Annotated in this window: 17 protein-coding genes and 1 pseudogene; 10 read left to right on the plus strand and 8 right to left on the minus strand. The window is 70.5% G+C overall.

Going from position 1 to position 19,131, the window contains the following annotated elements; translation table 11 throughout:
* Window positions 1-213, plus strand: a pseudogene (locus ACIA8E_RS14610) (hypothetical protein); the annotation flags it as partial.
* A gap of 109 nt (window positions 214-322) precedes the next feature.
* On the opposite strand, the gene ACIA8E_RS14615 reads toward ACIA8E_RS14610, so the two are convergent.
* Window positions 323-853 (minus strand): hypothetical protein, encoded by a 531-nt coding sequence (locus tag ACIA8E_RS14615; RefSeq protein WP_399297951.1) that lies wholly within the window; start codon window positions 851-853, stop codon window positions 323-325.
* Between the two features lie 263 nt (window positions 854-1,116).
* On the opposite strand from ACIA8E_RS14615, the gene ACIA8E_RS14620 reads away from it, so the two are divergent.
* The 6 genes from ACIA8E_RS14620 to ACIA8E_RS14645 all read left to right on the plus strand — a co-directional run bounded on the left by ACIA8E_RS14620 (window position 1,117) and on the right by ACIA8E_RS14645 (window position 8,881).
* Window positions 1,117-2,025 carry a DUF2797 domain-containing protein gene (locus ACIA8E_RS14620; protein ID WP_399297953.1) on the plus strand — a complete coding sequence of 303 codons (909 nt, stop codon included), beginning with the start codon at window positions 1,117-1,119 and terminating at the stop codon, window positions 2,023-2,025.
* A 50-nt stretch (window positions 2,026-2,075) separates the two neighbouring features.
* Window positions 2,076-2,954: an amidohydrolase family protein gene (locus ACIA8E_RS14625; RefSeq protein ID WP_399297955.1), complete on the plus strand. Its 879-nt coding sequence runs from the start codon at window positions 2,076-2,078 to the stop codon at window positions 2,952-2,954.
* 78 nt (window positions 2,955-3,032) lie between these two features.
* Window positions 3,033-3,770: a response regulator transcription factor gene (locus ACIA8E_RS14630; RefSeq protein ID WP_399297957.1), complete on the plus strand. Its 738-nt coding sequence runs from the start codon at window positions 3,033-3,035 to the stop codon at window positions 3,768-3,770.
* Window positions 3,763-5,370, plus strand: coding sequence for an ATP-binding protein (locus tag ACIA8E_RS14635; RefSeq protein ID WP_399297959.1), 1,608 nt, complete (start codon window positions 3,763-3,765; stop codon window positions 5,368-5,370). The genes ACIA8E_RS14630 and ACIA8E_RS14635 overlap by 8 nt, the downstream gene beginning before the upstream one ends.
* Window positions 5,371-5,396: 26 nt before the next feature.
* Window positions 5,397-6,698: a glycosyltransferase gene (locus ACIA8E_RS14640; RefSeq protein ID WP_399297961.1), complete on the plus strand. Its 1,302-nt coding sequence runs from the start codon at window positions 5,397-5,399 to the stop codon at window positions 6,696-6,698.
* Window positions 6,695-8,881 (plus strand): ArnT family glycosyltransferase, encoded by a 2,187-nt coding sequence (locus tag ACIA8E_RS14645; RefSeq protein ID WP_399297963.1) that lies wholly within the window; start codon window positions 6,695-6,697, stop codon window positions 8,879-8,881. The genes ACIA8E_RS14640 and ACIA8E_RS14645 overlap by 4 nt, the downstream gene beginning before the upstream one ends.
* Window positions 8,882-8,894: 13 nt before the next feature.
* Here ACIA8E_RS14645 and ACIA8E_RS14650 read toward each other — a convergent pair whose 3' ends face one another.
* Window positions 8,895-9,746: an endonuclease/exonuclease/phosphatase family protein gene (locus ACIA8E_RS14650; protein WP_399297965.1), complete on the minus strand. Its 852-nt coding sequence runs from the start codon at window positions 9,744-9,746 to the stop codon at window positions 8,895-8,897.
* Window positions 9,747-9,897: 151 nt separating this feature from the next.
* Here ACIA8E_RS14650 and ACIA8E_RS14655 point away from each other — a divergent pair, with 151 nt between their 5' ends.
* Window positions 9,898-11,421 (plus strand): MFS transporter, encoded by a 1,524-nt coding sequence (locus ACIA8E_RS14655; RefSeq protein ID WP_399297967.1) that lies wholly within the window; start codon window positions 9,898-9,900, stop codon window positions 11,419-11,421.
* A 94-nt stretch (window positions 11,422-11,515) separates the two neighbouring features.
* Window positions 11,516-12,274, plus strand: coding sequence for a TetR/AcrR family transcriptional regulator (locus tag ACIA8E_RS14660; RefSeq protein WP_399297969.1), 759 nt, complete (start codon window positions 11,516-11,518; stop codon window positions 12,272-12,274).
* A gap of 25 nt (window positions 12,275-12,299) precedes the next feature.
* On the opposite strand, the gene ACIA8E_RS14665 is transcribed toward ACIA8E_RS14660, so the two are convergent.
* From ACIA8E_RS14665 to ACIA8E_RS14685, 5 genes are all read right to left on the minus strand, one after another.
* The gene (locus ACIA8E_RS14665; RefSeq protein ID WP_399297971.1) at window positions 12,300-13,250 is read right to left on the minus strand and encodes an NAD(P)-dependent oxidoreductase; all 951 of its coding nucleotides are present in this window, start codon (window positions 13,248-13,250) and stop codon (window positions 12,300-12,302) included.
* A 13-nt stretch (window positions 13,251-13,263) separates the two neighbouring features.
* Window positions 13,264-13,734, minus strand: coding sequence for a PPOX class F420-dependent oxidoreductase (locus tag ACIA8E_RS14670; protein ID WP_327125803.1), 471 nt, complete (start codon window positions 13,732-13,734; stop codon window positions 13,264-13,266).
* 9 nt (window positions 13,735-13,743) lie between these two features.
* The gene (locus ACIA8E_RS14675; RefSeq protein ID WP_399297973.1) at window positions 13,744-14,559 is read right to left on the minus strand and encodes a YceI family protein; all 816 of its coding nucleotides are present in this window, start codon (window positions 14,557-14,559) and stop codon (window positions 13,744-13,746) included.
* 156 nt (window positions 14,560-14,715) lie between these two features.
* Window positions 14,716-17,214: an MFS transporter gene (locus tag ACIA8E_RS14680; protein ID WP_399297975.1), complete on the minus strand. Its 2,499-nt coding sequence runs from the start codon at window positions 17,212-17,214 to the stop codon at window positions 14,716-14,718.
* 23 nt (window positions 17,215-17,237) lie between these two features.
* Entirely contained in the window at window positions 17,238-17,759 is a 522-nt protein-coding gene (locus ACIA8E_RS14685; RefSeq protein ID WP_399297977.1) for a MarR family winged helix-turn-helix transcriptional regulator, read from the minus strand.
* Window positions 17,760-18,035: 276 nt separating this feature from the next.
* On the opposite strand from ACIA8E_RS14685, the gene ACIA8E_RS14690 reads away from it, so the two are divergent.
* Window positions 18,036-18,245 carry a hypothetical protein gene (locus ACIA8E_RS14690; RefSeq protein WP_352264123.1) on the plus strand — a complete coding sequence of 70 codons (210 nt, stop codon included), beginning with the start codon at window positions 18,036-18,038 and terminating at the stop codon, window positions 18,243-18,245.
* Between the two features lie 23 nt (window positions 18,246-18,268).
* Here the strand turns inward: ACIA8E_RS14690 and ACIA8E_RS14695 are convergent, their stop codons facing one another.
* The gene (locus ACIA8E_RS14695) at window positions 18,269-19,102 is read right to left on the minus strand and encodes a hypothetical protein (RefSeq protein WP_399297979.1); all 834 of its coding nucleotides are present in this window, start codon (window positions 19,100-19,102) and stop codon (window positions 18,269-18,271) included.
* Window positions 19,103-19,131 lie beyond the last annotated feature (29 nt).

Here is a 19,131-nt window from a genome sequence, read left to right on the forward strand (position 1 = left end):
ACCACCCCCAACACGGGTCAGATCGGCGGGCTCAACAACCCGAACACCCCGAACACCCCGAACACGCCGAACACCCCCAACACGGGTCAGATCGGCGGGCTCAACAACCCGAACACCCCGAACACCCCGAACACGCCGAACACCCCCAACACGGGTCAGATCGGCGGCTTCAACACTCCGAACACCCCGAACTCTCCGAACACCCCGCAGTGACGATCTGAAAACACTCGACGACGCTGTGCAGTGCCTACACTGCGCAGCGTCGTCGAGTGATGCTAAGAGCCAAGCGGCCCGTTGAGGTTCACAAGCGGCCCGTTGAGGTTCAACAGCACCCTGGTGTGTTCGGGGTGTTCGGAGTGTTCGGGGTGTTGGGGGTGTTGGGGGTGTTGGGTGTGCCCGGGATGGTCGGGGTAGCCGGGGTCTCGGGGGTGGCCGGCGTTGCGGGAGTGGGCGGCGTGCAGCCGTCTGCCGGCTTTTTCGGCTTCTCCTGAGATGCCGCCTGGGGCTTTGGCTTCGGCTTCGGCTCCGCCCTCGTCTGGAGTGCCTCCTGGAGCTCCGTCTGCCCGGTCATCATGCTCGGGAGCTCCGTCTGCGGTGTCTGCCCGGTCATCATGCTCGGGAGCTCCGTCTGCGGTGTCTGCCCGGTCATCATGCTCGGGAGCTCCGTCTGCGGTGTCTGCCCGGCCATCATGCTCGGGAGCTCAGCCTGCGGTGTCTGCCCAGCCGCCATGCTGATGCCGTAGAGGGAGAAAGCCGGGACGCCTCGGTCGTCGGCGTGGGCGCTTCCCGCGCCAAGGGTGGCCAGACTCCCGACCGTCAGAGCGGCGATCGCGAACTGCTGAAGCTTGTGCATGGATCCGTACCCTCCGTGCCTCTGCATTGCCCGAATTCGATAACTCAGTGCAAGTGAACGGTCACCAAAAGTACACACGGGGCGGGTTCATCTCGCTGTGCAGACCCGTGTCGGCCCCACCATCACCCGTTCATCCTCCCTGGAGCAATGCATGGCATGATGCGGGGCCCCGCATCGCCTGGCACCCGGCTGATCGTCCTTCCGCTCGCCGCCTGTTCATCCGGATCTCCGCCCCGGCGCGGAGCCTCGTTACGATCGCAGGCATGAGCTGGCACTGCACCGGGTTGCGATGGCCCCAGGAGGGGCCGGTCCTGGGGTGGCAGAAGGGCGGGGCGACGGATCGGGCGAAGCAAGAGGCCGGTTCGACGCGGGTGAGTGTCCTTGTGTACGGGAAGGAGCTCGGGTTCCGCGCCGGCGGTGAGCGGCACTGCGTGGGCGCTCGGGGGAATGTATGTCCGCTGGGGGCCGTGGTGTCCGGGCGGAGTACGGGGGCGCGGTGCCCGGAGTGCGCGCGGCTGGACCGGGCGCATTCGGTGGCCGCCGACACGATTGCCGACGACCCGCGGACGTACCGCGTCTATATCGCCTGGTTCGGGCCCTCCATGGTGAAGGTCGGGATCACCGCCGAGGAGCGGGGTGCGGCGCGGCTGAGGGAGCAGGGGGCCGTGGTCTACAGCTGGCTGGGGCGCGGGCCGCTGATGGCGGCGCGGCGTACCGAGGAACTGCTGCGGTCGGCGCTGGGGGTACCGGACCGGATCCCGTACGCGCGCAAGCGTGCGGTGCGGGCCGCGCTGCCCGGGGCGGCGGAACGGGTCGCGGAGGTCGAGGGGCTGTACGGGCGGGCGGCCGCGCTGGAGCGGGAGGGAGGCGGGTGGCCGCAGGCGCTGGAGCGGCTGCCGTGCGAGCCCGTCGATCACACGGGGTTGTTCGGGCTCGACGGCCCGGTCGAAGTGGCGCGGGCGGTGACCGAGTTGACGGACGGCGGGGTGGTCGCGGGGCGGCTGGTCGCGGCCGCCGGGCCCGATCTGCATCTGGCGGCCGCGGACGGGGTGGTCGTGCTGGACACCCGGCTTATGGCCGGATGGGAGCTGGTGGGGGCCGATGCGCGGTCGGGGGTGTCGGTGCCGGTGATCGATATCGGGGGCGGCGGCGTGCAGGACGGGCTCTTCTGAGATCGTCGGTGATCAGTTCGGGACAGGTCGGGGCGGACGAGGAGTGCGCGGTGAGTGGCGGCAGCGATGACGTGGTGCGGTTCTGGGAACGGCTCGGGCTGCCGGGACTCATCGATGTCCATACGCATTTCATGCCGGAGCAGGTGCTCCGCAAGGTGTGGGCGTACTTCGACTCCGCGGGTCCGCTGACCGGGACGGAGTGGCCGATCGCCTACCGGCACGACGAGGACGAACGGCTCGCGCTGCTCCGGTCCTTCGGCGTGCGGCGGTTCACCTCGATGCTCTATCCGCACAAGGCGGGGATGGCGGCCTGGCTGAACGGCTGGGCGGCCGACTTCGCGCGGCGGGTACCCGACTGTCTGCACACCGCGACCCTCTTCCCCGAGGAGGGCGTGGAGCGTTACGTCCGCGAGGCGGTCGAGGCGGGGGCGCGCATCTTCAAGTCGCACCTTCAGGTCGGGGCGTACGACGCGAACGATCCACTGCTCGAACCGGTCTGGGGGCTGCTCGCGGAGGCCGCGGTCCCGGTCGTGATGCACTGCGGGTCCGGTCCCGCGCCCGGCAAGTACACCGGGCCCGAGCCAGTCGGCCGGATGCTCGCCCGGCATCCGCGGCTGCGGCTGGTGGTGGCACACATGGGGATGCCCGAGTACGCGGAGTTCCTGGCGCTGGCGGAGGCGTACCCCGAGGTGCGGCTCGATACGACGATGGCGTTCACGGACTTCTCGGAGGACCGCACGCCGTTCCCGGTGGCGGAGCGGGGGCGGCTTGCCGATCTCGGGGACCGGATCCTGCTGGGGACGGACTTCCCGAACATTCCGTACCCGTACGTGCACCAGCTGCATGCCCTGGAGCGGCTGGAGTTGGGGGACGACTGGTTGCGGGCGGTCTGCTACGGGAACGCGCACGCGATGTTCGACCGGAGCTGAGCCCGCGCTTCCTGGTTTCTCAGGGAATTCACAGGATCGGGAAAGAACCCTCTCAGAGGCGTCTCACAGGGTCGAGGCATGACGACGACCACGCCCCAGGGGCGTACCGAACTGCTGAGGCCGGACCGCAATCCCGTCCGCGTGCTGGTCGTGGACGACGAGGCGCCGCTCGCCGAGCTGCTGTCCATGGCCCTGCGCTACGAGGGCTGGGAGGTGCGCAGCGCCGGGGACGGTGCGAGTGCCGTCCGCATGGCGCGCGACTTCCGGCCGGACGCGGTGGTCCTCGATGTGATGCTGCCCGACACCGACGGGCTCTCGGTGCTCGGCAAGCTTCGCCGGGACCTCTCCGAGGTCCCCGTGCTGTTCCTGACCGCACGGGACTCGGTGGAGGACCGGATCGCCGGACTCACGGCGGGCGGCGACGACTATGTGACGAAGCCGTTCAGCCTGGAGGAGGTCGTGGCGCGGCTGCGCGGGCTGATCCGGCGGTCCGGGACGGCGACGGTACGGAGCGAGTCGACGCTCGTCGTCGGTGACCTGGTGCTCGACGAGGACAGCCATGAGGTGAGCCGGGGGACGACCTCCATCCACCTCACCGCGACCGAGTTCGAGCTGCTGCGCTTCCTGATGCGCAATCCGCGACGGGTGCTGAGCAAGGCGCAGATCCTGGACCGGGTGTGGAACTACGACTTCGGCGGGCAGGCGAACGTCGTCGAGCTGTACATCTCGTATCTGCGCAAGAAGATCGACGCCGGACGGACGCCGATGATCCACACCCGGCGCGGGGCCGGATATCTCATCAAGCCCGGTGAGTAGCCCGTTGGGCCGTCGGGCGCGACGGCGGGGAGAGCGGTGGGGAAAGGGGCCGTGGACGCTGCGGACCCGGCTGGTGGTGTCCGCGGTGACGCTCATCGCCGTGGTGGCCGCGGTGATCGGCTCGGTCACCACCATCGCCTTCCACAGCTACATGTACGGCAAGCTCGACGACCAGCTGCGCTCCATCGCCATGCGGGCCTCGAAGCCGCCGCCGGGCGTCGGCGTCGGCGCGGGTGGCCGGCCGCTGCCCGCCGACGGCCCGGACGACGATCCACTGGCCTTCATAGATGCCCGCGGGCAGCCTTTCGGCACGCTCGGCGCGGTGTCCGTGGACGGCTCGATCACTGCGTCGAGCGTGGTCCAGGAGAACTCCGCCGCACTCGAGCAGAGCGACGCGGCCGGTGAGAGGCCGCTGAAGGGGGCGGAGGAGAAGGCCCTGGAGGCGGCGGACATCGAGGTCGGGGAGACGGCGCGCAGCGTTGATCTGCCTGGACTCGGCTCGTACCGGGTGAAGGCCGTCGAGGGGGCGGACGGGACGACGACCGTCCTCGTCGGCATCCCCGCCGCCGAGGTGCGAGGCGCCCTCACCACCCTGATCCTCGTCGAGGTCTGTGTCACCGGGGCCGGGCTGATCGCCGCCGGGATCGCCGGGGCCGCCATGGTCGGGGTCGCGCTGCGGCCGCTGCGCCGGGTCGCCGCGACCGCCACCCGGGTCTCCGAACTCCAGTTGCACAGCGGTGAGGTGGCACCCCTGGAGCGGGTACCGGCCGCCGAGGCGGATCCGCGGACCGAGGTAGGGCAGGTGGGCGCGGCGCTCAACCGGATGCTGGGACATGTCGGTTCGGCGCTGGCGGTGCGCCAGGAGAGCGAGATGCGGGTACGGCAGTTCGTCGCGGACGCCAGCCATGAGCTGCGGACGCCGCTGGCCTCGATCCGCGGCTACGCCGAACTGACCCGGCGCGGACGTGAGGAGACCGGTCCCGACACCCGGCACGCGCTGGGGCGGATCGAGTCCGAGGCGGAGCGGATGACGGGCATGGTGGAAGATCTGCTGCTCCTGGCCCGCCTCGATGCCGGGCGCCCGCTCTCGTACGAGAGCACTGATCTGTCACCGATCGTCGTCGACGCGGTGAGCGATGCCCGCGCAGCCGGGCAGCGGGGTCATCACTGGCGGCTCGAGCTGCCCGACGAACCCGCGACCGTGCACGCCGATCCGACGAGGCTCCACCAGGTGCTGGTCAATCTGCTGGCCAATGCCCGTACGCACACCCCGCCCGGCACCACCGTCACCGCGCGCGTACGCGCCGGGGCCACTCATCCGTGGGTGACGCTGGAGGTGCAGGACGACGGGCCGGGAATCCCGGCGCAGCTGTTGCCGCATGTCTTCGAACGGTTCGCGCGAGGCGATGCGTCGCGCTCGCGCAGCGCGGGTTCCACCGGGCTCGGCCTGGCCATCGTGCAGGCTGTCGTCACCGCGCACGGCGGCCGGGTGGAGGTGCGGTCGGTGCCGGGGTGCACGGTCTTCGCCGTCCATCTGCCTGCTGTTCCGCCGGTCCGTACCGACTCACAGCACAACCACAGGTCCATCACACCGGTGTGACAGCGGGGTTGGCGACTGTCGATGACATGCGAACCGACTCTTCCTGGAGCACCTTGCCGGCCCGGGAGCATCTCCTGGCCGGAGCGGTCGACGCGGCAGATGCCCCCGTCCTCGATGTGGTGGTACCCGTCTACAACGAGGAGAAGGACCTCGAAACCTGTGTGCTGCGCCTGCACGACCATCTGGTGCGTACTTTCCCGTACGCCTTCCGGATCACCGTCGCCGACAACGCGAGCACCGACCGCACACCCCAGGTGGCGGCCCGGCTGGCGGCGATCCTCCCGCGGTGCCGCTCGTACCGGCTGGAGGAGAAGGGGCGCGGACGGGCGCTGCGTACCGTCTGGTCACAGTCGGACGCCCCGGTCCTCGCCTATATGGACGTCGATCTCTCCACCGACCTCAACGCTCTGCTCCCGCTCGTCGCACCGCTGATCTCCGGGCATTCGGACCTGGCCATCGGATCGCGACTGGCCCGCAGTTCGCGTGTCGTGCGGGGATCGAAGCGGGAGTTCATCTCGCGGGCCTACAACCTCATCCTCCGGTCGTCGCTGGCCGCGCGGTTCAGCGACGCGCAGTGCGGGTTCAAGGCCATTCGGCGGGACGTAGCGCAGCGCCTGCTGCCGATGGTCGAGGACACCGGCTGGTTCTTCGACACCGAGATGCTGGTCCTCGCCGAGCGCGCCGGGCTGCGCATCCATGAGGTTCCGGTGGACTGGGTCGACGACCCCGACTCCACGGTCCACATCGTGCGGACGGCTACCGAGGACCTGAAAGGTGTGTGGCGGGTGGGCCGGGCGCTGGCCGTCGGGGCACTGCCGCTGGACCGTCTCGCCCGGCCCTTCGGGGACGATCCGCGCGACCGCGGACTGAGCGGGGTGCCGGGCGGCCTGGCCCGGCAACTGGTCGGGTTCTGCGTCGTGGGCGCGCTCTCCACGCTCTTCTATCTCGCCCTGTACTCGCTCCTCCGACTGGGCGCCGGCCCGCAGATCGCCAACGGCGGTGCGCTGCTGGTGTCGGCCGTCGCCAATACGGCAGCCAACCGGAGGCTCACCTTCGGCGTACGCGGCCGGAGCGGCGCGGTACGCCATCAGGCGCAGGGCCTCGTCGTCTTCGCCGTCGGCCTCGCACTGACCAGTGGCTCGCTCGCGGCGCTGGGCGCGGCGTCCGGATCGCCCTCGCACGGCACGGAACTCGCCGTGCTGATCACGGCCAACCTCGCGGCGACGGTGCTGCGGTTCCTGCTGTTGCGCGCCTGGGTCTTCCCGGACCGGGCCCCCGCGGCCGGGCACGCCGACGACACTCACCACGAACTGGGGAACGTCCGATGACCACCCTGCACCCCACCGACCGATTTCCGGCACCGCCGACCACGGCCGTACCGGCTGCGGACGAGCGGTTCCTGCGGCGCGTACGGAAGGGCAGGCCCGAGGATCCGCGCTGGGCACGGCCCGCCTTCCTCGCCCTGCTGCTGGCCATTGCGCTGGCGTACCTGTGGAATCTCAGCGCCTCCGGTTACGCCAACTCCTTCTACTCCGCCGCCGTGCAGGCCGGCAGTCAGAGCTGGAAGGCGTTCTTCTTCGGCTCGCTGGACGCGGCGAACGCCATCACCGTCGACAAGCCCCCGGCCACGCTCTGGCCGATGGCCCTGTCGGTGCGGATCTTCGGCCTCAGCTCGTGGGCGATCCTCGCTCCGCAGGTGATGATGGGGGTGGCGACGGCCGGGGTGCTGTACGCGGCGGTACGCCGCCGGTTCGGCGCGGCTGCCGGACTGATCACGATGGCGGTGTTCGCGCTCACGCCCGTGGCCGCGCTGATGTTCCGCTTCAACAACCCGGACGCGCTGCTCGCGTTGCTGATGACCGTGACCGTCTACTGCGTGCTGCGCGCGCTGGAGAACGGCCGGACGAAGTGGCTGGTGTGGGCCGGGGGCGCGGTCGGTCTCGCGTTCCTGTCGAAGACCCTGCAGGCGTTCCTGATCCTGCCGCCGCTGGCCGTGCTGTACGCGGTGTGCGCGCCGACGACGGTACGGAAGCGGTTCGGCCAACTCGGGCTGTCGGCGCTCGCGATGGTGGTCGCGGGTGGCTGGTGGGTGGCGATCGTCGAACTCTGGCCCGCCTCCTCCCGCCCGTACATCGGCGGTTCGCAGAACAACTCCTTCCTGGAACTGACCTTCGGCTACAACGGGCTCGGCCGGATCAGCGGCGACGAGACCGGCAGCGTCGGAGGCGGTGGCGGTGGTCAGTCCGGCGGCCAATGGGGCGAGACCGGCATCGACCGGATGTTCAACTCCGAGATCGGCAGCCAGATCTCCTGGCTGCTGCCCGCCGCGCTGATCCTGCTCGTCGCGGGCATCTGGGTCACCTGGAAGGCGAAGCGGACGGACACCGCCCGCGCGGCCTTCCTCGCCTGGGGCGGCTCGCTGCTGATGACCGCGGTCGTCTTCAGTTTCATGGCCGGTATCTTCCACCAGTACTACACGGTCGCCCTGGCGCCCTACATCGCGGCGCTCGTCGGCATGGGTGTCACGGTCCTGTGGGAGGAGCGGGCCAAGTGGGCGGCGAGCGGAGTGCTCGGCGCCACGGTCGCTGTCACGGCGGTGTGGTCGTACGTGCTGCTGGGGCGGACCCCGGACTACCTGCCGTGGCTGCGCTGGGCCGTCCTCATCGGCGGTCTTGTGGGCGCGGCGGCTCTGCTGCCGGCGGCCCGGGCCGGGCGTCGGCTGGCGTTCGCCGCGGTGGGGATCGGTTTCGTCGCATCGCTGGCCGGGCCGACGGCGTACACCCTGAGCACGCTGAACACCGGGCACCAGGGCTCGATCGTCACGGCCGGCCCGTCGGGCGCCAGCACGATGGGCGGTGGCGGCCGGGGCGGTCCCGGGGGTGGTGGCGGAATGCAGCCTCCGGGCCAGAACAGCCAGAACAGCCAGAACAGCCAGAACAGCCAGAACAGCCAGAACAGCCAGAACGGTCAGAACAGCAGGGCCAGTCAGCAGGGCGGCGCCATGGGCCGGCCGCCGACCGGCGGCCAGGGCGGCTTTCCGGGCGGCAGCCGGCAGGCTCAGGGCCAGGGCACTCAGCAGAACGGCATGCCGGGCGGCGGCCCTGGCGGCATGGCCGAAAGCGGCATGAGGGGAGGCGGCGGCATGGGCGGTCTGCTGAACGGCTCGTCGGTCAGCTCGCAGGCCAAGAAACTCCTGGAGAAGAACGCCGAGGCCTACACCTGGGCAGCCGCGGCCATCGGCTCGCAGAACGCAGCCGGCTACCAACTCGCCACCGGCGAACCGGTGATGGCGATCGGCGGCTTCAACGGCAGTGACCCGTCCCCGACGCTCGCCCAGTTCAAGCAGTACGTCGAGGACGGAAGGATCCACTACTTCATTTCGAGCGGCGCGGGCGGGATGGGCGGCGACAGCGGCACCTCGTCCAAGATCAGCTCGTGGGTCGAGGACACCTTCGAGAAGGTCACCGCCGGCGGATCGACCTTCTACGACCTGACCCGGCCCAAGAGCTGATCCGAACCGGCCGTCAGTGTCGGAGCAGCAGCAGATCGGCGACAACCGGGCGGTGGTCCGAGGCAAGTGTCTCGGCCACCGCCGCGTCGCGTACCCGTACGCCGTCCTTGGACACGGCCACGAAGTCGATCCGCTTCACGGGGTTCAGCGCGGGGTAGGTCGGCGCGCCCGGTTCTGCATCGGCCAGCTCCTCCCAGAGCGGGACCAGTTCCGGGGAGCCCGGCTCCGCGTTGAAGTCGCCGAGCAGTACCTTCCGCCCCTCGTCCTCCGCCATGACGCGCCGGGTGTCGGCCACCTGTGCGATCCGGACGGACGGGTCGCCGCGGTAGTCGAGGTGCGTCACATACACATGCACGGGCATCCCCTTCACCCGTACGACCACCTCGCCGAAGCCGGGCGCGGGCGCCGGCACGGGGTCGGGGACCTGGGTGGAGAGCCGGGTGATCTCGTGGTTCTCGGCGCTCACGATCCGGTACCTGGACAGCACCGCGACGCCGAACTCACGCCGTGGCGCCCCCTGTGTCGTGGGATCGAGGCTGTATATCGGGGCGAACGACACCCGCATGTGCAGCCGCTCGGCCAGCTCGCCCGCGACATCCCGCCACTGGCTGCGGGTGTCCCAGTGGACGTCCACCTCCTGAAGCCCGATCACATCGGCGTCCAGTGCGCGCAGTTCCGCAGCCTGCCGGTCCAGATCGAAGACGTTGTCCATGCCGGCGCCCGCATGGATGTTGTACGTGGCGACGCGCAGGGGCACCGAATGGCCGTGCCCGGCGGCTCCGGCAGCTCCGGCGGGCGGGACGGCGGCCATCCCCAACAGGCCCGCAGCGATCAGGACTTCCGCCGTACGGCGACGCAGTGACATGCCACTCCCGGTGCTAGTCGGCTTCCTTTCGGATCAGTGCCGAGCACGGTACCGCGCGAAAGTTGCTTGTAGACCGTATGCGGGTTGCCTTACGGTGTACAACGATTCTCCCGTACACCGTATAAGAACTCCAGGAGCTCAAGGAGCCCGCATGACGGCGACCGCAGCCGCCCAGAACCGGCTCACGTCCCCAGGCCACCCGCAGCGCTGGATGATCCTCGGCGTCATCTGCCTCGCCCAGCTCACCGTGCTGCTCGACAACACGGTCCTCAACGTGGCGATCCCCTCCCTCACCCGGGAGCTGGACGCGTCCACCGCCGATGTGCAGTGGATGATCAACGCCTACTCGCTCGTCCAGTCGGGTCTGCTGCTCACCGCCGGCAGCTCCGCCGACCGCTACGGCCGCAAGAAGATGCTGCTCGCGGGCCTCGTCCTGTTCGGTATCGGTTCTCTGGTGGCGGGGCTCGCCCAGTCGTCCGCGCAACTGATCGCCGCCCGTGCGGGCATGGGCATCGGCGGAGCGCTGCTGATCACCACGACCCTGGCCGTCGTCGTCCAGATCTTCGACGACGCCGAGCGCGTGAAGGCGATCGGCATCTGGTCCACCGTCAACTCGCTCGGTTTCGCCGTCGGGCCGCTGATCGGCGGGGTCATGCTCGACCACTTCTGGTGGGGCGCGATCTTCCTGGTCAACATTCCGGTCGCGGTCATCGGCCTGGTCGCCGTGGTCCGGCTCGTTCCCGAGTCCAAGAACCCGAGCGGCGACCGTCCCGACCTGCTCGGGGCGCTGCTCTCCACCGTCGGTATGGCCGCTGTCGTCTACGCGATCATCTCCGGCCCGGCCCACGGCTGGGCCTCGGGCCGGGTCCTGCTCACGGCCTTCACCGGGGTCGCCGTCCTCACCGGCTTCGTGCTGTGGGAGCTCCACATCCCGTACCCGATGCTGGACATGCACTTCTTCCGGAACCAGAAGTTCATCGGGGCGGCCGCCGGCGCGATCCTGGTGGCGTTCGGGATGGGTGGCTCGCTGTTCCTGCTCACCCAGCAGCTCCAGTTCGTCCTTGGCTACGAGCCGCTGGAGGCAGGCCTGCGTACGGCTCCGCTGGCGCTGAGTGTCGTCGTGCTCAACCTCGCGGGCCTGGGCGCCAGGCTGGTGCCCAGGCTGGGCACGCCCGCCACCATCGCCGCCGGGATGAGTCTGCTGGCCGCGGGCCTCGCCGCAATCGCCCTGTTCGGCGGCAACGGCTACGGCGGCATGCTGCTGGGCCTGGTCGTGATGGGCGCGGGCATCGCCCTCGCCATGCCCGCCATGGCCAACGCGATCATGAGCGCCATTCCGCCGGAGAAGGCGGGCGTGGGAGCCGGGCTCAACGGCACCCTGGCCGAATGCGGCAACGGGCTCGGGGTCGCGGTGCTCGGTGCCGTCCTCAACTCCCGGTTCGCCGCCATCGTGCCGGCGGCGGTCGGCGCCGCCTCGCTGCCCGCCGCCGTCGCCGCGGCGACCGGCGACGGGGAGCGGCAGCGGATCACCGACGCCTTCGCCTCGGGCCTGGAGACGAGTCAGCTGGTGGGAGCGGTGGCGGTGCTGGCCGGCGGTCTGCTCGCCGCCGTACTCCTGCGGCGGGCGGAGCGGGCAGAATCGGCTCAGGCAGACTCGGCCGCGGCGGCGGCCTAGCATCAGGCGGGGCGTACCGGACCGTATGAATCCGGCTACTGCGCACAGGGTACGGATCGTGTCCGTCCCGCCGGCAAGACGAGGAGAGTGCGCCATGGCATCCGCGGCCGACCGTGTGAAAAACCGTGCCCGGACCAGCGTCTGGCTGGACCAGCGGGCACCCTCGCGCACCCGCAGGGCCGATCAGCCGGCCGGACTCGACCGCGAGAAGATCACCGCGGCAACGGTCCGGCTGCTGGACGCCGAGGGCCTCGCCAAATTCTCCATGCGCCGGCTCGCCGCCGAGCTGGACGTCACCGCGATGTCCCTCTACTGGTACGTCGAGACCAAGGACGACCTGCTGGAGCTGGCCCTGGACTCGGTCTACAGCGAGATCGCTCCTCCCCAGGAGGAGGCGCACTGGCACGACCGACTGCGCGAACTGGCCACCACCTACCGGGAACTGCTGGTCCGGCACACCTGGGTGTCGCCGCTCGCGGGTCACTTCCTCAACATCGGCCCGCACTCGATGCTGTTCTCGTACGCCGTCCAGGATGTGATCCGGGCGACGGGGCTGCCGCTGCGCAGGCAGACGGGAGCACTCTCCGCGGTCTTCCAGTTCGTGTACGGATTCGGCACCATCGAGGGCCACTTCGTGCAGCGCAGTACGGAGGCGGGGCTCAGCCAGGACGAGTTCTTCCAGCAGGCGATGGGCACGATCCGGTCCCAGCCGCAACTCAGCCGGATCGTGGAGTCCTCGCAGGACCTGATGGAGGCCCGCGGCGGCGACACGGTCGAGGAGATGCGGGAGCGGGACTTCACCTTCGCCCTGGACCTGCTGATCGCGGGCATCGAGGCGATGCGGGGCCGCTGAGATCCTGCCCGTCCCGGTAGGACTCTCAGTACCCGCGCCCCACATCCACGGCCGTGTCCGGCATCCGCCCCTCCGCCATCGCCTCCCAGCACGCGGCGAAGTCCATGACGATGTCCTCGTCCGCCGTGATGCCCGCGGAGTGCGAGGTGATCACCGTACGGGGCAGCTGCCAGTACCGGTCGCCGGGTGCGGCGGGCTCCTCGGGCAGTACGTCGAGCACCGCGCGTCCCACCGCACCGATGTGCAGGGCGGTCTCCAGTGCTTGCATGTCCACTGTCGCGCCCCGGCCGACGTTGATGAACGTGGCTCCGCCCATGCCCGCGAAGCGGTCCGTCCCGAAGAAACCGTCCGTCGCGGGGGTCAGCGGCAGCGTGGAGACCACCCACCGCGCCGAGGCGAGCGACTGTGCGTCGTCGTCCGCCGCGACGACCCGGTCGAAGCCCGCCGATGCCGTACGCGCCCCGCGCCCGACGCCCACGGTCCGGATGCCGCACGCCCGCAGCAGACCGGCGACGGCCGAGCCGATGCGACCGGTCCCGTAGATCACGGCGGTCTGCCCGGAGGCGAGTTCGGAGGGGATGCGGCGCCACTCGGCCCGTGCGTGCTGGGCGGCGAACTCGGGGACGGACTGGCAGCCGGCGAGTACCCAGGCCAGTACGTACTGGGCGATCCGCTCACCCATACGGCCCACCGTGCGGGTGAGCAGCACCCCGGACGGCCACGGTCCGGCGCTGAGCAGGGCGTCCGTACCGGCGTTCACGCTGTGGAACCACACCAACGGCCCGCCCCGAAGTGCATCCGGCAGCGTGGCCCCGACGCAGATGAAGGGTTCCTCCGGCGGTGTGCCGGAGAAACCCTGTTCCACGGGGCGGCCGGTGATCCGCTCCAGGCCGCGGACGACGGAGGCGCCGACGGCCGGTGCGGCCAGCAGCCGGGCCCGGGCGAGCAGGCCCGGCGCCGGAAGGTTGTCACTCATCCCGCAACAGCGGTCAGTTGCCGGGCGCCAGGTGGGCGGGGAAACCACCCGTGGCGATGGGTCCCCACCGCTCCGGAGTGATCCGGATGATCGACTTGCCCTGCTTCACCATCGCCGCCCGGTACTCGTCCCAGTCCGGATGCTCCCCCGAGATGTTCCGGAAGTACTCGACGAGCGGCTCGACCGAGTCGGGCGCATCGATCACCTCGGCCGAGCCGTCGATCTGCACCCACGCCCCGTTCCAGTCGTCCGACAGAACGATCACGCTGACGCGCTCGTCCCGCTTCGCGTTACGGGTCTTGGCCCGTTCGGGGTACGTCGAGACGACGATCCGGCCCGAGTCGTCGACGCCACAGGCCAGCGGTGAGCCCTGGGGGCGGCCGTCGGACCGGGTGGTCAGCAGGATCGCCCGGTGCCGGGGCCGTACGAACGCCAGCAACTCATCGAGCTCCACGGCGGTGTTGGTCGCGATATTGGGTGCCATGCCCGCAGACTACGACGGCAGGGAGTCACCCTGCACGGCCTGGATGTCCAGCTCGACCCGGAGCGTCGTACCGATCGCCGAGATGCCGGCCTGGACCACCTGGTTGTAGTTCATGGCGAAGTCGTCGCGGCGCAGCTCGGCCGTGGCGCTGAACGCCGCGCGCGTCCCGCCCCACGGGTCGGGGCCGGTGCCGAGGTAGCTCAGGTTCAGGTCGACGTTTCGCGCGACACCGTGCATCGTCAGCTCACCGTGCACGGTCCAGCGGTCGGGACCGGCCGGGTCCAGCCCGTGGGAGCGGTACGTGATCTCCGGGAACCGGTCCGAGTCGAGGAAGTCCGCCGACCGCAGGTGCTTGTCCCGCATGTCGTTGCCGGTGTCGATGCTGGCCGCGCTGATGATCGCGTCGACCCGGGACCGGTGGAGCTCCTCGGCGATCTCGATCCGGCCGCTGAACTCGGTGAAACGGCCGTGCACGCTGGAGATCCCCAGGTGCTGCGCGACCGCGCCCACCGAGGAGTGCGCCGGGTCCAGCGACCAGGCGCCCGGCGGCGGCAGCTCCACGCCGCCCTGCCGGGCCAGCACCACCGTGCCGGCCTCGACCCGGCCGCTCGCCGTGACGAGGGCGGTCGACGCGGTCGGCGCGTACCCGACCGCGGTCACGATCACCGTGTACGCGCCGGCGGGCAGCAGAGCGTCGGTCCGGACCGCCCCGTCCTCGTCGGCCGCGGCTCGCAGCACCTGGGTGCCGGTCATGTCGGTCACCGTCACGACCGCGTGCTGGACGGCCCAGCCGTCGCGCGTCCGTACCTGTGCGCGAAGTCCCATCCCGTTTCTCTCCTTGCTCCATGACTCAATGAGTCGGGCCCCGGGGCGGGGACGGCAGGCCGTCCCCTGCCTGCCGTCCCCGCCACCGGGGCCCATTTCCACCGGGGGCAGCCTCTCCGCTCGAAGCGCTGTCCACCAGGGGTCTGTGTTACTCGATCACTCGCCGGGGTGGGCGAGCTCGATGTCGTGGCCGTCGACCCCGCGACCGGCCACGCTCAGCGCGCCGGCCACCGGCGGGTAGCCGGTCGCGATGACCGAGTACTCGCCCGCGTCCAGGTCGGCGAAGGCGTACGCCCCGTCCTCCCCGGTCGTCGAGGTGGCGACCACATTGCCCGCCGCGTCGACCAGCGTGACGCGGGCGTCCGGCAGCGGTCGCAGCGCGGCACCGGCCCGCACGACACCCTGGACCAGCGCACCGGACTGCAGTGCGGCGTCGATCCGGGTGACCCCCTGGCCGCCGATCTCCACCGGCAGCGCCAGCGGACGGTACCCGGCGGCGTTCACCGCGACGGTCACCGCTCCGGGCACCAGCTCGGCGAAGGTGAACTCGCCGTTCTCGGCGGACTTGCCGGTGGCCAGCACGTCGCCGCGCACATCGGTCACGATGACCATGGCGCCGTCGACCGGAGCGCCGCTCTCGGCGGCCCGCACGGTCCCGGCCAGGCCGCTCGTACCGACGAGCAGGATGTCGTACGACAGCTGCTCGTCGCCGACGACCACGGTGGACGCCTGCGGCTGGAAACCGTCGGCGGACGCGATCAGGACGTAGCTGCCGGCGCCCGGCGCGCCCAGACCGTAGCTGCCGTCGGCCTGGGAGACGGAGCGCCCCAGCTGCCGGCCGCCCAGCGAGATCAGCGTGACGGCGGCCCCGGCCACGGGTGCGCCCTCGGCGCCCCGCACCAGGCCGCGTACCGGGGTGCCCTGCACGGTCGCGACCGGGGCTTCGAGCGTGTCGACCGCGGTGACCCCGGCCGTGCCCTCGGAGACCAGTGCGGCCGTACCGGACGGAACCTCGGCGAGAGCCGCGGCGGGAACCCCGGCCTCGGCCGCCTGGTCCTCCGTCGGTGCGTCGTTCGCGGCGTTCGTCCTCAGCGCGACCTCCTTGATGAAGATCGTGATCACGAAGGCGACCAGCGCGGCCGGAGCGGCGAACAGGAAGACATCGCCGACACCGTGCCCGTAGGCGCTCTCCACGACCGCACGGAACGGCGCGGGCAGCTTGTCCAGGTTGGGGATGCTCCCGTCGCCGGTACCGCCGTGGCCCATGGCCGCTGCCTTCGGACCGAGGTCCGCGAGGCCGTCCTTGACGTAGTGGGTGACGCGGTTCGCCATGACGGCGCCCAGCGCCGAGACGCCGATCGCACCACCGAGGGAACGGAAGAAGGTGACGACGGAGCTGGCGGCACCGAGGTCGGACGGGGCGACCTGGTTCTGCGAGGCGAGGACCAGGTTCTGCATCATCATGCCGATGCCGAGACCCATCACGAACATGAAGATCGCGATGTGCCAGTACGTCGTGTCGTACCGGATGGTGCCGAGCAGACCGAGACCGGAGGTGACCAGGAAGCCACCGGTGACCAGCCAGGCCTTCCAGCGGCCCGTCTTGGTGATGACCTGACCGGAGATGGTCGAGGACAGGAACAGACCGGTGATCATCGGGATCGTCATGACGCCGGACATCGTCGGCGACTTGCCGCGCGCCAGCTGGAAGTACTGGCTGAAGAAGACGGTGCCCGCGAACATCGCGATCCCGACGAACAGCGAGGCGATCGACGCCAGCGTGATGGTGCGGTTTCGGAAGAGGCGCAGCGGGATGATCGGCTCGCTGGCCCGGGTCTCGGTGAAGACGAAGAGGAGGACGAGCACCAGGGAGCCCGCGAGCATCACGCCGGTCTGCCAGGACATCCAGTCGTACTTGTTGCCCGCGAAGGTCACCCAGAGCAGCAGCAGCGACACGGCGGCGCTGATGAAGAACGCGCCCGTCCAGTCGACCTTGACCTCGCGCTTGACGACCGGGAGCTTCAGGGTCTTCTGGAGCACGATCAGTGCGACGACCGCGAAGGGCACACCGACGTAGAAGCACCAGCGCCAGCCCATCCAGCTGGTGTCGGTGATGACACCACCCAGCAGCGGACCGCCGACGGTGGCGACGGCGAAGACCGCGCCGAGGTAGCCGCTGTAGCGACCGCGCTCACGCGGGGCGATCATCGCGGCCATCACGATCTGGGCGAGGGCGGAGAGACCGCCGACGCCGATGCCCTGCACGACACGGCAGGCGATGAGCATGCCGCTGCTCGTCGACAGGCCGGCCACTATCGAGCCGGTGACGTAGATGATCAGTGCTATCTGGACCAGCAGCTTCTTGCTGAACAGGTCGGAGAGCTTGCCCCACAGGGGAGTGGTGGCGGTCATCGCCAGGAGCGAGGCCGTGACGACCCAGGTGTACGCGGACTGGCCGCCGCCGAGGTCCGAGATGATCTCGGGCAGAGCGTTGGAGACGACGGTCGACGACAGGATCGCGACGAACATGCCGAGCAGCAGCCCGGTCAGCGCTTCCATGATCTGCCGGTGTGTCATCGGCGCGCCGCCGGGGGAACTGGCTCCCCCGTGCTTGGCGTGGCCGCCCCGCACACCGGTCGGTGTGGTCGTAGCCATTGAGTTCCTTGTCTTTGCTTCTGTTACACGGGTGTACGGGTGTACGAGTCTTCGTCGCTGTCGGCGGGCCGCAGACGGCACTCGTCGCTGTGCTTTCCGGGGGCGCACCCGCCGGAGCCGCGACGGGCGAAACTGTCGCGCAGCCGGGCCAGCAGCGTGTTGAGCTGTCCGACGTCGTCGTCGGACCATTCCTGAAGGTGATGGGCGAACATGTCTGTGACCCGCAGGTTCAGGTCGACGAGTACGTCGTTTCCCGCGGGGGTCAGCCGCAGGATGCGGGACCGTTTGTCCGCCGGGTCCGGAGACCGTTCTATCCAGCCGCGCTCGGCCACATGGGCGACATGTCGGCTGGTCACCGACATGTCGACGGCCAGCAGCTCGGCCAGTCTGCTGATCCGCATCTCGCCGTGCTGATCGAGGAGGGCCAGCACGGCGGCGCATCCGCCGGGACATTCGGCAGGCAGGGCGCGGGCGAGTCCGCGTTTGACGGTTCCGACGGCGCTGAGCTGCCGGGCCAGTTCTTCGTACTGACGCCGTGCGGCCACGGGACCCCCCAGACTGTTCTCATACATCTTGTTGCTTAGGGCAACCATAAAACCTGTTGGTTGCTGCAGGCAAACGAAAATGGCCTTGCAGAAGTAAAGGAACGCAAAAGGCTGTGTAGGGACCGGGTCAAAAGCCCAGCGTGCGCCCGGCGCACTTCGCGCCTGTGTGCATCGCGCCACAGCCCGCAGCGGTTCACCGGTTCTCCGCCTCCGGCGCGGGGCCTTCACCGACCCGGGGGTTGGGCCGCACCCCCGAGTTCGCTAGGGTCCTGGCCCATGGCACACAACCCCCATGCCCCCCAGGGCCCCGAGGGCAACTACGACCCGGCGGGCAGCACTCAGATGTTCCGCGCCTTCGTCGACGAGGGCGAGCCGCAGCGCCGGCAGCAGCCGGCCGCGTCGTCCGGACCGAGGACCGGGGTGATCGTCGCCGTCGTCGCGGTGGTTGTCATCCTCGGTGCGATCGCCTGGCTCGCGCTCAGCTGACCTGGCTGCGCTCTCTCCATCCGTCACTTCCAGACGGCGGTGACGTCCCGGGTCTCGATATGCATGCCCAGGGGCACCCGCCAGGCGTCCACACAGACGGTGTACGTCTTCTTCCGCGCTGCTCCCGCGCCGATCGGCGCGGGCAGCGGCGCTGTCGATTCGATGGTCGCCCAGTCGATTCCCAGTGCGCCGATGATGTGCGTGGCGAAGGTGGCCGTCCCCGAACGGACCGGTGAGCCACCGGTATTGCGGAACTCGACGGTCACCTTTTCGCACCAGCGGTCATCGGCCGCCGCCCGCTCGGGTGCGCTCAGCGTCAGCACGGCAGGCCCGGCGGATGCCGTGGACCCTGGTGCGGACGGGGTGGAGGGGCTCTGCGAGACGCTTCCCGCGCCACCGGAGCCGGTGTCACCGGGGCCGTCGGCGCTCCCCGTGCCGCCGGTGCCGCCGCTGCTCGAGCTGCTTGCGGGACCCGTGGTGCCGCCGGTGGCGGCGCCGGACGAGCCGGGGGACTGCGCACCGACGCCCGTGCCGTGCCCTGTGGCGCCCGCCCCGCCCGGGGCGCCGCTCTGCGCGGATGAGCCCGGCTTCGGCTCCGCGCCTCCGCCGGCGTCACGGCCTCCGCCATCGCTCCCCGCGCCGTCCAGCGGGATCAGCGTCACCTTCCCCGAGGGGGCCACCGCCCCCGTCGGTGCCTTCTCCGGCCCCGTACCCACCGCGCCGACCGCCACATAGCCGTCGCCCCCGCCCGCCCCCGCGCCACAGGCGGCGAGCGCGCCGCCCAGGCACAGCACGGCCGCCGAGGCGGCGAACACTGTGCCCCGGCGGCCGGTCGAGCCCCACGTCTGACGTCGCATCGCGCCAGTGTGGCTGACGGTCCGTCAAT

The sequence above is a fragment of the Streptomyces sp. NPDC051664 genome (assembly GCF_044453545.1).
In the GTDB taxonomy this organism is placed as follows: Bacteria; Actinomycetota; Actinomycetes; order Streptomycetales; family Streptomycetaceae; genus Streptomyces.